Raw genomic sequence first — 16241 nt, 5'->3', positions numbered from 1 at the left:
AGGTGGGGTGTAGTTAGCGCACAGATGAAAACCTTATTCACTCGTGGACCCTCATTACTATCCAGGCTAGTGCTCGCACTAGCCTGTTCGTTTCTATTGATTTTTGTCGACCATCGACTGCAAGCGATGCAGCCTGTGCGGATGTTTCTGAACTCCTTGGTCACACCCGTCCAGTATTTAGCTATTTTACCAGAGCAAATCCTAAGTAACTTTTCTGAGAGTGTTAAAAATCAAGAACAGCTTGCTGAAGAGAATCAAGCGCTGAAAAAGCAAATGCTTGAATTACGTGCTCAGCTTCAACAGTTGCAATTCATTAGTAACGAAAATAAGCGTCTACGTGCACTTCTGGGTTCAGAACAACGTCAACCGAGTCGGCGAATGGTAGCTGAAGTGGTAGCGGTGGCTTCGGAGCCGTTTAGCCAACAATTGGTGATCAACAAAGGAACGCTCAATGGCGTTTACGAGGGACAACCGGTTATTGATAGCAAGGGTGTGGTCGGCCAAATCCAAGATGTTGGCAGTAACACAGCCCGTGTGCTACTGATCTCTGATCAGAGCCATGGCATTGCGTTACGCGCCGAGCGAAATGATATTCGGGTACTCGCGCAAGGAACCGGTGAGATTGGCAAGCTGCAGCTTATGTTTGTGCCACACAGCTCCGAACTTGCCGAGGGAGACTTACTGATGACCTCCGGGTTGGGGGGCGTGTATCCTGAAGGCTACCCGGTGGCGCGTATCACGCGTATCAATCGCAACGAATCACTGCCATTTGCCGAAGTGACAGCCGATTCAATCAGTGCACTCGACCGCGTGCGAACGGTATTGTTGCTATGGCCACAAGGTGCCGAGCAAGCGCCGATTTTTGAGGATCAGAAATAACCATGTTTAAGCACGGATTAATACCGCTCGTACTCACGTACTTAGTTGCACTGGTATTGATGGTGATGCCGATGCCTGCGAGTATTGATGTGTATCGACCCGATTGGGTGACGTTGGTATTGCTCTATTGGATTATCGCGCTTCCGCATCGAGTGAGCCTGGGTACTGCACTCGTCCTTGGCGTGTTAACCGATATTTTGCTGGGCTCCGTGCTGGGCGTGCATGCGCTTGGAATGGTTGTTGTGAGCTACTTCGCTGCCCGCCACTTTCAGCGTATTCGCAACTTCTCGCTACCCCAGCAAGTGATATTAATCGCATTTTTAATATTGATTAAGCGACTCATCGTGTTTCAAGCAAATGTATTTATTCATGATGCACAATTCACCTCAAGCTACTTTTGGCCAGCGCTGACGTCGGCATTGTTTTGGTTTTGGCTGTTTCCTCTGTTACGCAAAATCCGTCGTCGCTTTGGAGTTGTTTAATGCAGTTAGTCCTCGCCTCTGGTTCACCTCGTCGACGTGAGCTATTGCAACAAATTCGTGCCGACTTTGTCTGTTTAGCAAGCGATATTCCGGAACAACAAGGTACACATGAAACGGCATCGGCATACGTTAAAAGATTAGCTTACGAAAAAGCGATTGCATCTGCTAAACAATATGGCGCAGCCTGTATCGTGATAGGTTCCGATACGCTTATCGATCGCGATGGTGAGGTTATGGAAAAGCCGCGAGACCAAGCGCACGGTATTGCAATGCTACGCTCCCTAGCCGAACGTACCCATAAGGTACGCACAGCCGTTTGCATCATGTATTATGATGGCAATGCGCCCAGCTTGGTTGAAAGAGAAGAAGTGACCACGGAGGTGAGCATGGGCGTTATCAGTGAGTCAGCTGCGTTAACTTACTGGCAAACTGGGGAACCTCTAGATAAAGCCGCAGGTTACGCGATTCAAGGCGGGGCAGCCCGTTGGGTTAAACGGATAAGCGGGAGTTATACTGCGGTCGTCGGTTTGCCTCTTTACGAAACCGAACAGCTTTTACAGGCCGTCGAAGCCAAACTAGGATGAGACCATGAGCGTAGAAGTACTAATGAATGTGACGCCCACCGAGAGTCGAGTGGTGTTGGTTGAGAACGGCATTTTGCAAGAAGTGCATATCGAACGCCAAGTCAAACGTGGTCTCGTGGGCAATATCTATATGGGCAAGGTATCGCGGGTGTTGCCAGGCATGCAGGCAGCGTTTGTAGATATCGGCTTAGATAAAGCAGCTTTTCTGCACGCATCGGATATTGTGACAACACTGGACGGTGGTGAAACGATTGAGCGTGAAGAGAAGTCACAGTTGAATATCACTCAGCTTGTGCACCAAGGCCAGCCGATTATGGTCCAGGTTGTTAAAGATCCGCTGGGTACAAAGGGGGCACGGCTCACCACCGATATTACGTTACCGTCCCGTTATTTGGTTTTCATGCCACAGAGTAATCACGTCGGCGTATCACAACGCATTGATGATGCCGATGAACGTGAACGCTTACGTTCGATTGCGGAGTCACTCAGTCACGATGAAGGCAAGTTCATCGTCCGAACTGCGGGCGAGGGTGTTGACGAGGGGTCGCTAACAAGTGATGCAGAGTTTTTAACACGCTTGTGGTCGCAGATTAAGAAGCGCAAAAAGTCGCAGCGCCGGGTCGGAATTTTATATGAAGATTTAAACCTCTGTTGTCGTGTGCTGCGGGACTTTGTCGGAGAGGCGATAGAGCGTATTCGTGTCGATTCTCGCACCACACTCGATCAATTGAAGTTATTTACTAAGGATTTTATTCCAGAGCTGACGCACGTGTTGGAGTATTATCGCGGAGATCGTCCGATTTTTGACCTGTTTGATATTGAAAATGAAATTCAGCGTGCATTAGATAGACGCGTCGAATTGAAGTCGGGTGGGTCATTAATTATTGATCAGACCGAAGCGATGACGACGATCGATATCAACACCGGTGCATTTGTGGGACATCGAAACCTCGAAGAGACGATATTCAATACTAATATTGAAGCCACCCAAGCCATAGCAAGGCAATTACGCTTGCGAAACTTAGGCGGTATTATCATTATTGATTTTATCGATATGCAAGATGAAGAGCATAAGCGGCGAGTTCTTCATAGCCTTGAACAAGCATTAAATAAGGATCGTGCTAAGACCTCGATAAATGGCTTTACCACACTCGGCTTAGTCGAGATGACGCGTAAACGTACACGCGAGAGTCTAGAACACGTATTGTGTGGTGAGTGTCCGGTATGTCGCGGACGGGGCTCAATGAAAACCGTTGAAACAGTATGTTATGAAATTATGCGAGAAATTGTCCGCGTGCACAAAGCCTATGAAGCCGATAAATTCGTCGTTTACGCATCCGCACCGGTGAGTGAAGCCCTGTTGAATGAAGAATCTCATGCATTGGCTGAACTTGAGTTGTTTGTTTCGCGTCAAATAACAATACAAACAGAGCCGCTCTATAACCAAGAGCAATTTGATGTGGTGATGATGTAGTGACTTTAAAACGCGCAATAAGCTGGAGTTTTCACAAGCTGGTTTGGTTATCGGCCATTTTATTAGTGCTGGCTGCCGTACTGCTGAGCTTATTACGCTATGGATTGCCTTATTTTCCCGACCTCACTAAACCGTTAGAAAGGCAAGTGAGCGCAAGTCTTGGGCAACAGGTCCATATTAATCAATTAGCATTATCTTGGCGTCAACAAGGCCCCGCCATCGAGCTATCAAACTTCAAACTCGGTGACGCCGACCATGACGCGCTCAGTGTTGATGTGGGTCGACTTTGGGTGGTTATTGATTTCTGGGAATCAGTGGCCGAGCGCCAATGGGTACTGCAACAGTTTATTCTTGAGCAGGCAGATATTCAATTAGATCTGCGGCGTTTGACACAGGGTGAGAGTGAAAGCGTAAAGCTTGATCAAGTCGAGCAATTATTTCTGAATCAATTAGAAAGCTTTTCCTTTCAGCAAAGTAGCTTGCATGTAACCCCGCTCAGCGGCAACTCACGAACCATCGATATTGAAAGGTTATCTTGGAGTAACCGAGGTAGCATCCACCAAGGTGTTGGCCAATTCAGAGTCAAAAATTTTACGCCGAATCGCTTAAACTTCGTGCTGCAACTCGAAGGGCGTCGTTGGCGTGATATGGTCGGTCAGTTTTACGTGGACTCACGCGGAATAGATGTGAGTCCTTGGCTCGAAAAACAAATTCCTGGTATCGACATCACCGACTCAAATGTCAATTTTACGGTGTGGTTGGATATTTTCCAGGGTCAAGTATCGAAGGCTTTGATGCGGATCTTGGATAATCGTTTGACGATGCAACGAGACAATAGAGTCGTTGATTTACATATACCGTCGGGTGAAGTACAGATGGAAAGACATGGTCAGGGGTGGCTTATTAACAGTACCCCAATGACCGTCGAAGTCGACAACAGTTCGCTGGAATGGCCAGCAATGCGCGTGCAAAGTCTTGCGGATACACTGAGTGCCAGTATAGAACATTTGCCGCTGTCGAAACTGACGCCGCTTTTGCAATTAATGGATGATGGAGGGCTGACATATCAGACAGTGCAGGCGTCTGGGCTTGAGGCTGAGGCCGATCTCTATTTGCGGAGCGATGCTAAGCATCCATGGCACTGGCGAGCAGAGCTCGATAATGTGAGGGCCTCTGGTTCAGACACAATTCCGGCCTTTTCACCTTTATCAATGACAGCTGAGGGCGATCTCCAACAGGCGCATTGGACGATTGAAGCACCGCAGTTAACAATTACCAGTGATCATCTATCCGAACAACGTGCTTGGCAACTGAATAACGTAGCAATAGGTGGCTCCGCTGACTATGGCTCTGACGGCTGGCAAGTGGCATGGCAAGATAGCCAACTTGCAATTGCTGATATGCAACTTGAAGCGCGAGGTGTTTGGCGCTCAAACGAGGCGCTAGGTCCAGGGTTTGAACTGGCATTGCTTAGCAAACAACCCTTTGCTGTGGACTCGTTGAAAACGGCATTACCGGATGTGATGGGGGAAGGGCTCAAGCGTTACCTATCCGGCGCATTAGCGGAAGGCGCGGTAAAGCAAATGACGCTGGCATGGCGTGCCGAGCACTTTATGCTTCCTCGCAATATAAATCAGGGGGTTTTTAATGCAAGTGTGCAGTTCGATACGCTGACTTATCGTTTTCAGCCCGATTGGCCAGCTCTGCAGGAGCTACCACTGACGCTCGATTTTTATCAACATAGTTTGAACATGCGAGCTTCACAGGGACGTATCAATGGTGTGACGATCGAACAAGTCAATGCCACTATTGCTGACTTGCTCGATCCAAGCCGTGGCTTACAGGTTAACGCAAAAGTCGCTGGACCGGCATCGTCCGTACGCTCGGTATTTCAGCAGTCACCGTTGACCTCGGTCGCTGAAGTGTTTAACCAAGTGATGCCTGAAAGCCGCATCAGTGGTCAGTTTAACCTCGATGTTCCATTTGACGGTTCGCGAGAGGTTGGGGTTGATGTGCAAGCTGACTTAGCGGGTAACCGAGTCTATATCGCGGCGATCGATCAATGGTTTGATGTTGAGTCAGGTACCTTGTTGATAGACGACCAGCAAGTCGCGACCGAGAATCTTGTGCTGAAATGGTTTGGACGTCCCTTCGCTAGCAAGGTTGTCGGTAAACCTCAATCAGAGGGTTATCACCTGACGATCGAAAATGAATTAGACTGGCAACTTGAACCGCTCTTCAAAGCGCTACCGAAACAGGGATGGGCGCGTTATTTTTATGGTGCAATCAATGGTATCGTCAATGTCGATCTGAATATTCAGGATGACGTTCAGGTATCGGCGAATTCACAACTCGATCTTACTGGGCTCGAATCACGGCTCCCGGAACCTTTGAATAAGGAGTTCGGTGAAAACTGGCAATTAGATGTAAGGCTCGATGGTAACGGCAACGATCTCGCACTCGAGGTGAAATCCGGTGACCGTTTGCGCTGGCGAAGTGCCTGGCAACCGGGTGTCCCCCAGTGGCAGTATGCAAGCCTGACTATTGGCGATAGGGCGTCGTTGCCGGACCTCAATAGTGAAGCGACTTTTGATATTCGTGCCTACTTACCGAATCTAGCCATCGGTCAATGGTACGACTTGCTGTATTTCATAAGTGATTCGTTCGCCGATGATGGCCCATCAAATGCCAATAGTGAACAGTCGCTAAGTGCTTGGTATCTGCCTGATTCTATCCGCATCAAAACCGATGCTCTTTCATGGGGACAGCAGTCGTTTAATAATGCTGATATTGATATTTATCCTGAAAAGCGTGTTTGGCAGGCGCGCATTTTGGCAGATAACTTATCAGTGAAAGCAACGCTCCCCGAAGCGTTTTTAGAAGATCCCATTGAAGTTAATGCAGATTTCGCGCAGCTCAATACCAGCACGCCGGCGAATACAACTTCTGAGCCTGCTGACTCCTCCGACTACGAGTGGGTCAGCCGCGTTCCGCCGCTCAACATTACTTGTAAGGTGTGTCGTTTGGATGATCACCATTTAGGGCGTGTACATGCTGAGTTAGTTCCTATCCAAGGGGGCATTGCACTCAATCAACTGAAAATGACGACGGAAACGGAGCAGCTTGAGGCGTCGGGTTTTTGGATGGTCAGTGAAGGACAGCCGTTAACACAACTAAGTGGTGAGTTGACAACCAGTGATATTGGGGAATTGTTACGAGAGTATGGCCTTGAAACCGCGATTCGTGATAGCTCAGCTAAGGTCAGTTTTGGTGTACGTTGGAACGATCATCCTCATCAGGTGGATTTCGATACCTTATCGGGAGCACTTCAGTGGGACTTTGGACAAGGTTACTTGGCTGAGGTCAGTGATGGCGGAGCACGACTTTTTTCTCTACTAAGCTTAGATGGTATCTTGCGTAAACTCACTTTGGATTTTCGTGACGTGTTTTCGCAAGGAATGTTCTATACCGACCTCAATGGAAGCGTGCAGATCGCGCAGGGTGTTTTGACTACCAATGATACGCAATTATTTGGGTCCGCCGGCGATATGGCGATTCGTGGCTCGACTGATTTAGAGACGCAGTCGTTAAATTATGAGTTAACTTACGCCCCTAAAGTGACCTCTAGTTTACCTGTTATTTTGGCTTGGATGGTTAATCCACCGAGCGGATTAGCGGCACTGCTCATTGACAAGGTGCTGCAAGACGCCAAAGTTATCTCATTGTTGCGCTACCACGTCACTGGTACTATTGATAACCCTGTCGTTCAAGAAGTTGAACGAGACAGCCGCCCTGTGGACATTCCAGAATTGGAAAAAGATAAGGAGGCAAACAATGACGTCACCTCTACTCAGCGCAATCCAACTCAGTAGTTTTAAGACGCCCACTGAAAACCTTGCTCTGCTTGAACGTTTATTAGAACAATTGCCAGAGCAACGCCCGCAACTGGTAGTGGTTCCTGAAGCGTTTAGCTGCTTTGGTGCTGGCGACCGAGCTCAGTTAGATATGGCCGAACCTGTTGGTAATGGACCCGTACAACAACGCTTATCTGAGCTAGCTAAACAGCATGAAATATACCTTGTCGGTGGCACCATTCCGCTTCAGGCGGGCGAACGCTTTGCAGCAGCCAGCTTGTGTTATGGGCCCGACGGTCGCTGCCTGGCGCGTTATGATAAAATCCACTTGTTTGATGTTGACGTTGCCGACAACACGCGGCAATACCGAGAATCACGCTGGACACGTGCGGGAAGTTCGATTGTCACCATCGACCTCGGCTTCGCTGTGGTCGGTATGGCGGTGTGTTATGATTTACGTTTTCCGGAGTTATTCAAAGCGCTGCGTGCCAAGGGCGCCGATATTATTTTATTACCCTCAGCATTTACTGAGGTAACAGGTGCAGCACACTGGCATCCGCTGGTGAGAGCGCGGGCGATTGAGCAGCAAGTGTATATGTTGGCACCCAACCAATACGGCGAGGCCGCCAACGGACGCCGTACCTATGGACACTCGATGATCGTTGACCCCTGGGGTGAAGTCATAGCCGAGCAAGCCGATGGAGAGGGCGTTGTCAGTGCCTATTTTGACAGAGAAAAATTAGAGAACATTCGCGCGCAGATGCCTGTCGCGGATCAAACGCGTCTAGCGGTGAGTGCTAATCTAAATGAGGATGTATGAGCGATAAATTGAGTTGGATAAATGAACTACCTGTGACTGAGTCGGATCTCGCTAGAGCGCTGGGTACCTTGTACAACGGCGATATCGACTTTGCTGACATTTATTTTCAAGGCAGTGTCAACGAGTCATGGGTATTAGAAGACGGCATTATTAAAGACGGTGCATATCACAATGAAACGGGTATGGGTGTCCGTGCCATACAAGGTGAAAAAACAGGCTTTGCTTATGCTGACGAGATTACTCAGCAAGCACTCACACAAACTTGTAACGCGGCACGCGGCATTGTTCGGCAAGGTCAAAGTAAACAGGTCAAGGCGTGGACTAAGCAGTCGGTAGCGGCACAGTATGCCGCTAAGAACCCACTGCAGTCACTCGAAGAGGCGGAGAAAATTGCGCTGTTGAAGCAGGTGGATGCCCATGCGCGTGCGCAAGATAAGCGTGTATCTCAGGTGGTTGTTAGTCTCTCGGGCAGCTACGACGATGTGCTTGTTGCAGCGACTGATGGCACGTTTGCTGAAGACCACAGACCACTGGTCCGGTTAAACTGCTCTGTCATTGTTGAACAAGAGGGGCGACGAGAGCGGGGTTCAGCAGGAGGTGGCGCGCGCGTCAGCTATGAGTACTTCTTTAAAGATGAAGAAGGCACACCCCGCTGGAAAGCGTTTGCTGAAGAAGCGGTTCGCCAAGCATTAGTAAACTTAGAAGCCATTGCCGCTCCGGCAGGAACGATGCCAGTAGTACTTGGTGCCGGTTGGCCGGGTGTATTGTTGCATGAAGCGGTTGGACACGGACTTGAAGGTGACTTTAACCGTAAAGGTTCTTCGGCGTACGCGGGTAAAATAGGTGAAAAAGTGGCTTCGGAACTTTGTACTATCGTTGACGATGGCACCTTAGCCGATCGCCGCGGCTCGCTAAGTATTGACGACGAAGGCACACCTGCAGGGCGCAATGTGCTGATCGAAAATGGCATCTTGAAAGGCTACATGCAGGATAAAATGAATGCTCGTCTGATGGGCCACGCGGTGACGGGTAACGGTCGTCGCGAGAGCTATGCACACTTGCCTATGCCGCGGATGACAAATACTTACATGCTACCCGGTGAGCACCAGCCCGAGGATATTATCGCGTCTGTGAAGCGGGGGATTTACGCGCCGCACTTTGCTGGTGGTCAAGTCGATATCACGTCGGGTCAATTCGTGTTTTCGGCATCAGAAGCATACTTGATTGAGGACGGTAAAATTACTCAACCTATTAAAGGCGCGACTTTAATTGGTAACGGGCCCGAGGCAATGAGTAAGGTCTCAATGGTGGGTAATGATTTAGCGCTCGACCAAGGTGTCGGTGTGTGCGGCAAGGATGGTCAGAGCTTACCGGTCGGCGTCGGTCAGCCAACGCTGAAACTAGACGCTATGACAGTCGGTGGTACTGACTGAGGCTTAGGCCTCAGTCATTAGTTCACGTAAATAGACAAATAGCTGGCGCGCTGCCGTAGGCGGCTTGTTTTCCTCGGCTTGCTTTTTCGCTTGTCGAAGCCATTGGCGAATACGCTGAATATCGGCGTTGGGGTAACGGTTAAAAAAGTCTGTGAGCGCTTCTTCGTCACCTGACAACAGCAGGTCGCGTTGTTGCTCAACAGCATGAAATTGATTCACAGTTTGTTGATGAAAGGCGTTGAGGCGCTCCATTGCTTGTTCAATAGGTGCAACGTCTCTTTGGCGCATTAACTTGCCAATAAACTGGAGTTGGCGGCGATAGCCTTCGTGTTTATTTTTAATTTTACGAGCGAGTAAGACCGCATTGCGCAGCTCCTCATCGAGTGGAATGCTTTTGAGTTGCGCATCAGTTAAGTCTACGAGCTCAGTGCCCATTTTTTGTAGGGCTTCAACTTGGCGTTTGCGTTCACTTTTGCTGGGGACATCTGCAAATTCAGTTTCGTCTGGCGATGTCGAGTGGGTTGGTTTACGAGCCATAATCCATTCAGTTTTAATTGCTAATAATAACGAGCAGTTTACCAGTTTTACGCAAGACGCGTTAATCATTTAGAGGAGTGTACATTGAAACCTCAACTTAGCGAGTTACAGCAACAACTTGATGATGTTGAATTAGCGGTCCAATATGCGTTGGAGTTAGCGGCTAAAGAGGGGACTTCAGCGGCCGAGTGCTCGATCAGCAAAAGCGCCGGTATTTCAGTCGGTACGCGTATGGGCGATGTAGAGACCGTTGAATTTAATCAAGACGGTGCGCTGGGCATTAGTGTGTATCGTGATCATCAAAAAGGCTCGGCATCGACTACCGACTTATCGCGTGAAGCCATTGCTGCGGCAGTAAAAAAGGCGGCGGAAATTGCCCGTTATACCTCAGCTGACCCGTTTAATGGGTTAGCACCCAAAGAACTAATGACCAAAGATTATCCTGAGTTAGACTTATGCCACCCCGGCGATCAAAGTGCAGAATACGCGATAGAGCAAGCACTTGCCTGTGAGCGTCATGGCTTAGCTTTAGATGATCGCATTATTAACTCTGACGGTGCACACTACGGTTCGCATACGGGCTTTCGCGTATATGGCAATAGTCACGGTTTTTTGGGCGGTTATTTGCAGTCGCGTCATAATTTAAGTTGCGTACTGATCGCAAAAGAAGGTGAGCGCATGCAACGCGATATGAGCTATTCGGTTGCGCGTCGAACGCAAGACTTAGCTGCGCCCGAAAAAGTAGCTGAGGAAGCCGCTCAGGAGACGTTATCACGTTTAGGGGGCCGTAAGATTGATACCGCCAAAGTCCCCGTAATTTTCCGCGCTGACGTGGCTGGCAGTTTGTTCGGTCATTTCGTGAGTGCGATCAGTGGCGGCAACCTTTACCGGAAATCGAGTTTCTTGCTAGATGCATTGGGCCAGCCGGTGTTGCCGTCGTGGTTAAACATTAAAGAATGTCCTCATATCGTGGGTGGTTTAGCAAGCAGTCCGTTTGACCATGAAGGTTTAGCTACGATTGAACGTGATATCGTTACGGCCGGTGAGTTGCAGACTTATCTACTTACTAGCTATGCGGCCCGCAAGATGGATATGCAGCCCACCGGTCATGCTGGGGGCATCCATAACTGGCGCTTGACCCATGGTGATAAGAGTTTGGCTGAACTGTGCAAACAGATGGGCACAGGCTTACTGGTCACCGAATTGATGGGTCAAGGCGTAAACTTAGTTAACGGTGATTATTCGCGTGGCGCTGCTGGATTCTGGGTTGAGAATGGTGAAATTCAATATCCAGTTGAAGAGGTGACGATTGCGGGCAATCTAAAAGATATGTTGGCGAATATTGTCGCTATTGGTAACGATGTTGACGAGCGCCATGCCTTGCATACGGGATCGGTGTTGTTAGAAGAAATGCGGATTGCAGGTCAGTAAAGCAACCGGCGACATTGCTGTTTAAGACAGCAGCAATGTCGCAGTACCCAAGAATGCAAAGATACCGACCACATCGGTGACGGTGGTCAAAATCACACCACCCGCCAGTGCCGGGTCAATATCAAAACGCTTCAGTATCATGGGTACGGTCACGCCGGCAAGCGCCGCCGCTAAGAGGTTCATCATCATCGCGAAGGCGATAATGCCACCGACCAACCAACTTTGCATCCAGAGCGCCACAACAGCGGCAATAAGGATTGACCAAATAATACCGTTCAGCGCACCAATGGCGAGTTCTTTGCCGATCAACCACCTTGAGTTGCTACTACCGATATGACCAAGCGCCATACCTCGAATCACCAAGGTCAGGGTTTGACTACCCGCGATCCCGCCCATACTTGGCACAATGGTATTCAGGATGGCGAGCACTGCCATCTGCGCTAACACATCTTCGAATAATGAACTCACCATGGCGGCGAGTAACGCCGTAACCAAGTTAATAGCCAACCATACCGTACGGCGGCGAGTACTTTTGAGTACCGGAGCAAAAGTATCCTCGTCATCTTCTAAACCCGCCATACTCAACATCGAGTGTTGGGCATCCTCACGAATGATATCAACCACGTCATCGATGGTAATTCGACCAACAAGTTGTTGCTCTCCGTCGACAACGGGCGCTGAAACCCAGTCGTGACGTTCAAATAATTTAGCGACCTCGGTCTCATCCATATCGACAGGAATACTGACGATATCCGGTGACATAATATCACTGACCACTTTTGACGGGTCGACGGTCACTAAACGTGATAAAGCAATTTCACCGATGAGTTTATCGTTGCGGTCGGCGACATAAAGTTTATCGGTGGCTTCTGGTAGCTCACCTTTTAGACGAAGGTAACGTAATACCACATCGACGGTGACATCGGCTCGTACCGTGATGGTATCCGTATTCATGATGCCGCCGGCAGAGTCCTCATCGTATGACAATGCCGTTTCTGCGCGCTCTCGGTCGCGCTCGTCCATTGATTTGAGAACTTCTTGATAAACTTGGTCGGGCAAACCACGCAGTACGTAAGCCAAGTCATCGGTATCCATTCCCTCGGTGGCAGCCGCCAATTTCTCCGGCGCCATCTGGCGAATAATGGATTTTTGAACTTCTTCTGAGAGCTCTTCAAGGATATCGCCGTGTTCATCGGCATCGACAAGCTTCCAAACGATAGCTCGACTTTTCGGCGGCGATGATTCAAGCAATAATGCAATATCGCAGGCTGGCATATTGTGCAGCATGCGGCGGGCAGCCACATACATACCGTCCGACAGGGCAGTATTTACCTCTTGAATACGCTGCATTGCGTATTCTTTATCGGACAACTCAGCCATCATGATTATTCTGCTTCCTCAAATTTATCTTCAAATAAGGTGGTGATGGCAACCAAAGCCGCCTCTGCATCGTCACCATCGGCACAGACTTGGACTTCACGTCCTTGCTGGCTTGCTAGCAACATTAAGCACATCACACTACCCGCATCGACCTCTTGACCGTCTTGGCTAATTGTAATCTTAGCAGCGAAGGTTTGCGTCAAACGCGCCAATTTAGTTGCTGCGCGTGCGTGAAGCCCTAGTTTATTGCGAATGATCAAGGATTTACAGACTTTTTGCGTCATTTTGACAATTCCCGGTGACGAACTTGAACATGAGTCCCCTCAGATCGGAACTGTTCTGCTAAAGTTTCGGCTAGATAGACCGAGCGATGTTGACCGCCAGTACAGCCCATTGCAATAGTTAAATAACTACGGTTACTGCGTCGAAAATAAGGAAGCCAGGTAGCCAAAAAGTTTTCAACTTGTAATAAGTATTTAGTGACCAAGCTTTCCTTTCGGAAAAATTGTTTTACGTCTTCATCCTGTCCCGTTAGCAGCTTGAGCTCTGGATTCCAATGTGGGTTTGGAAGAATACGCGCATCAAATACAAAGTCGGCATCTTTTGGCACACCATGTTTAAAGCCAAATGACTGAAACACAATGACCACTTGCTTTGATGCTTTGCCAAGTACTCTGGCACTGACTTCTTCACTTAATTGGTGGAGCGAAAGGTGACTACTATCAATACGCCAAGTTGCACGTACGGCGATGGGGTCAAGAAGGCGGTTCTCAAGCTGAAGAGCCTCAAGCAAGGGGAGTTGCTTTTGCGACAGAGGATGGAGTCGACGAGTCTCTCCAAAACGCTGCAGTAGGGTTTGGTCATCGGCGTCAATGAATAATACCTCAATATCAACTTCCGCCGGTAAAAAATCAATGGATTCGAGCAGCTCTTGAGAGTCTTCGGGCAGATTACGTACATCGATACTTATCGCGACGCGGTCATACTGCGCTATGACGGAATGCACAAGTGTGGACAGTAAAGCGATCGGCAAATTGTCGACACAATAAAAACCTAAATCTTCGAGTACCCTAAGGGCAATGGTTTTTCCCGAGCCGGAGCGTCCACTAACTATGATAAGTTGCATTCAGGTGCCTGATCCTCGCTGACAAAAATCGTATAAAGTTCGCGATCACTGTGTGCATCGCGCAATGAACGTGTGCACTCTTTATTGTTCATTCGCTTAGCTACGGTCGCGAGCGTATTTAAGTGATTTTCATGTTCCGATTCTGGTACAAGCAACGCAAACACGATATCAACGGGTTGGTTATCAATGGCATCGAATTCAATCGGTTGTTCCAATGTCATAAGCACTGCCACTGGCTGGGTTGCATTCGCCAAGCGACCGTGAGGTATTGCAATCCCTAACCCTATACCTGTGCTACCGAGGCGTTCGCGATTAATTAGACTCTCAAAAATGTCATGTTTAGTAATTCCCACAAGTTTAGGAGCTGCGATGGCGCTGATAGTTTCTAACAAACGCTTTTTGCTTGCACCCTCGACTGCACATTTGGTGCAGTCGGGGCTCAAAAGATCGGACAATTGCATGATTTAGTGTTTTTTCAACTTTTCTTTGTGTTTAATCACTTGGCGATCGAGCTTATTAATAAGCCCATCGATTGCCGCGTACATATCTTCGTGTTCTGCATCGGCGAAAATCTCTCCGCCATTGACGTGAAGCGTAGCTTCCGCTTTTTGAATCGTTTTTTCAACATTTAGGATGACGTGAACGTTGTTTATGTGGTCAAAGTGGCGCTCTAGTTTGGCAAATTTTGTATCCACGTATTCACGCAACGCGTCGGTAATATCAATGTGATGACCTGTTAGGTTGATTTGCATAACGTCTTCCTTCTACGGTTGAACAATATTAAAGCAGACTCTTCCGCTGGCTTGAAGAGGGAATATTGAGCGATTCGCGATATTTCGCGATCGTTCTCCTCGCTACTTGGATTCCCTGATCTGCGATGAGTTCAGCAATTTTGTTGTCGCTTAATGGTTTTGCGCGGTTTTCTGCGGCAACAAGTTTTTTAATTAAGGCTCTGATAGCGGTACTTGAACACTCACCTCCTGTTTCGGTACTCACATGGCTGGAAAAGAAGTACTTGAGCTCAAAGATGCCGCGGGGACAATGAAGGTATTTCTGGGTTGTAACGCGCGAAATCGTGCTTTCGTGCATATCTACGGCTTCTGCGACATCATTCAGAACCATCGGCTTCATTGCCTCCTCACCATGCTCAAAAAAGCCTTGTTGGCGTTGAACGATACAATGTGCAACTTTAAGTAGCGTGTCGTTTCGACTCTCTAAGCTTTTTATAAACCAGCGTGCTTCCTGTGTGTGCTGCTTTATATACTGAGAGTCTGCACTTGATTTTGCCTGCCGACTCAGCGCTGCATATTCTTCGTTCACTCTTAATTTAGGTACGCTATCTGGATTTAATTCGACCACCCAACGACCATTCTTTTTAACCACGGAGATATCAGGAATAACGTATTCAGTTGGCTTTTGATCGATTACATCTCCGGGATAAGGGTTCAAGGTTTGAATCAACCGTAATGTACTTTTTAGTTCGGCTTCATCTATTCTTAGCTTGCGTTGCAGACCTTTGTAATCCCGTGCACCCATGAGCTCCATGTAATCGTTTATCAGGGTCAATGCCAGATTTTTATGGGGGGTTGCATCAGTTAGTTGTTGTAATTGAATACTCAAGCATTCTTGGATCGTGCGCGCCCCAACGCCGACCGGGTCAAAGCGTTGAATTCGCTTTAGCACCATAGCGACTTCTTCGACATCAACCTCGGGGAGTGCAATGGCCTCAACGAGCTCTGCAACATCGGTCGTGAGATAGCCGCGCTCATCGATAGACTCAATAATCGCGGTGGCGATAGCCGCATCCTCGTCGGTAAAGTGAGATAGTTGCATTTGCCATAACAGGTGGTCATGCAGGGAGTCGTTGGTTTCGCCTTGGTAAACATCATGTTCACCATCAAATGACTGGCTAGAACTTAAGCTGCTGGTGGGCGTGGTTGAGGTATAGGTATCGTCCCAAGTGCTGTCTAATGGTAAATCATCAGGCAGGGACTGCTCGTTCAGCGCATCAGACGTTTCTTTTTGGCTATCGTCATTTTTAGTTTGTTGAGAAGATTCTTGAGGCGCGTCGTCGGCATCGTTCTCGACCTCAAGTAAGGGATTACTATCTAAGGCTTCTTGAATCTCAGCTTGTAGATCGAGCGATGAGAGTTGCAACAGCCGAATGGCTTGTTGTAATTGTGGGGGCATCGTCAATTGTTGACCCATTTTTAGTTGCAAACTTTGTTTCATCTGATTATC

General features: G+C 48.5%; 15 protein-coding genes. 8 read left to right on the top strand and 7 right to left on the bottom strand.

Annotation, left to right across the window (positions count from 1 at the left end; all coding sequences use genetic code 11):
- Positions 1–24 precede the first annotated feature (24 nt).
- From mreC to tldD, 7 genes are read left to right on the top strand one after another with little or no spacing between them, the layout of a single operon-like run.
- Positions 25–879 (top strand): rod shape-determining protein MreC, encoded by an 855-nt coding sequence (gene mreC, locus ABNS04_RS04940; protein WP_040488184.1) that lies wholly within the window; start codon positions 25–27, stop codon positions 877–879.
- A gap of 2 nt (positions 880–881) precedes the next feature.
- Positions 882–1361, top strand: a complete 480-nt coding sequence (gene mreD / locus ABNS04_RS04935) for a rod shape-determining protein MreD (RefSeq protein WP_006956880.1) — start codon at positions 882–884, stop codon at positions 1359–1361.
- A complete protein-coding gene (locus ABNS04_RS04930) occupies positions 1361–1945 on the top strand; it encodes a nucleoside triphosphate pyrophosphatase (RefSeq protein WP_272978200.1) in 585 nt (194 codons plus the stop codon). The genes mreD and ABNS04_RS04930 overlap by 1 nt, the downstream gene beginning before the upstream one ends.
- Before the next feature lie 4 nt (positions 1946–1949).
- Positions 1950–3419, top strand: coding sequence for a ribonuclease G (gene rng, locus ABNS04_RS04925; RefSeq protein WP_006956878.1), 1470 nt, complete (start codon positions 1950–1952; stop codon positions 3417–3419).
- Positions 3419–7291 carry a YhdP family protein gene (locus ABNS04_RS04920; protein WP_272978201.1) on the top strand — a complete coding sequence of 1291 codons (3873 nt, stop codon included), beginning with the start codon at positions 3419–3421 and terminating at the stop codon, positions 7289–7291. Before rng ends, ABNS04_RS04920 begins: the two co-directional genes overlap by 1 nt.
- Positions 7254–8093 (top strand): carbon-nitrogen hydrolase family protein, encoded by an 840-nt coding sequence (locus tag ABNS04_RS04915; protein ID WP_272978202.1) that lies wholly within the window; start codon positions 7254–7256, stop codon positions 8091–8093. The genes ABNS04_RS04920 and ABNS04_RS04915 overlap by 38 nt, the downstream gene beginning before the upstream one ends.
- On the top strand, positions 8090–9526 hold the full coding sequence (gene tldD, locus ABNS04_RS04910) for a metalloprotease TldD (protein ID WP_006956875.1): 1437 nt from the start codon (positions 8090–8092) through the stop codon (positions 9524–9526). The genes ABNS04_RS04915 and tldD overlap by 4 nt, the downstream gene beginning before the upstream one ends.
- A gap of 3 nt (positions 9527–9529) precedes the next feature.
- Here the strand turns inward: tldD and yjgA are convergent, their stop codons facing one another.
- A complete protein-coding gene (yjgA, locus tag ABNS04_RS04905) occupies positions 9530–10063 on the bottom strand; it encodes a ribosome biogenesis factor YjgA (RefSeq protein ID WP_272978203.1) in 534 nt (177 codons plus the stop codon).
- Between the two features lie 84 nt (positions 10064–10147).
- Between yjgA and pmbA the strand changes: the two genes are divergently transcribed.
- Positions 10148–11494, top strand: coding sequence for a metalloprotease PmbA (pmbA, locus tag ABNS04_RS04900; RefSeq protein WP_006956873.1), 1347 nt, complete (start codon positions 10148–10150; stop codon positions 11492–11494).
- A gap of 21 nt (positions 11495–11515) precedes the next feature.
- Here the strand turns inward: pmbA and mgtE are convergent, their stop codons facing one another.
- From mgtE to ABNS04_RS04870, 6 genes are read right to left on the bottom strand one after another with little or no spacing between them, the layout of a single operon-like run.
- Positions 11516–12877, bottom strand: coding sequence for a magnesium transporter (gene mgtE / locus ABNS04_RS04895; protein ID WP_006956872.1), 1362 nt, complete (start codon positions 12875–12877; stop codon positions 11516–11518).
- Between the two features lie 2 nt (positions 12878–12879).
- Positions 12880–13158 (bottom strand): HPr family phosphocarrier protein, encoded by a 279-nt coding sequence (locus ABNS04_RS04890; protein WP_006956871.1) that lies wholly within the window; start codon positions 13156–13158, stop codon positions 12880–12882.
- A complete protein-coding gene (gene rapZ / locus ABNS04_RS04885) occupies positions 13155–14000 on the bottom strand; it encodes an RNase adapter RapZ (protein WP_272978204.1) in 846 nt (281 codons plus the stop codon). The genes ABNS04_RS04890 and rapZ overlap by 4 nt, the downstream gene beginning before the upstream one ends.
- Positions 13985–14461 carry a PTS IIA-like nitrogen regulatory protein PtsN gene (gene ptsN / locus ABNS04_RS04880; RefSeq protein ID WP_286681510.1) on the bottom strand — a complete coding sequence of 159 codons (477 nt, stop codon included), beginning with the start codon at positions 14459–14461 and terminating at the stop codon, positions 13985–13987. Before ptsN ends, rapZ begins: the two co-directional genes overlap by 16 nt.
- A gap of 3 nt (positions 14462–14464) precedes the next feature.
- A complete protein-coding gene (hpf, locus tag ABNS04_RS04875) occupies positions 14465–14752 on the bottom strand; it encodes a ribosome hibernation promoting factor (RefSeq protein ID WP_006956868.1) in 288 nt (95 codons plus the stop codon).
- 28 nt (positions 14753–14780) lie between these two features.
- Entirely contained in the window at positions 14781–16232 is a 1452-nt protein-coding gene (locus ABNS04_RS04870; protein WP_348671214.1) for an RNA polymerase factor sigma-54, read from the bottom strand.
- Positions 16233–16241: the final 9 nt, after the last annotated feature.

This window comes from uncultured Idiomarina sp., from assembly GCF_964010655.1.
GTDB lineage: Bacteria > Pseudomonadota > Gammaproteobacteria > Enterobacterales > Alteromonadaceae > Idiomarina > Idiomarina baltica.
Note: the sequence above shows the minus strand (reverse complement) of the source record. Positions and strands in the feature narration are given on the sequence as shown.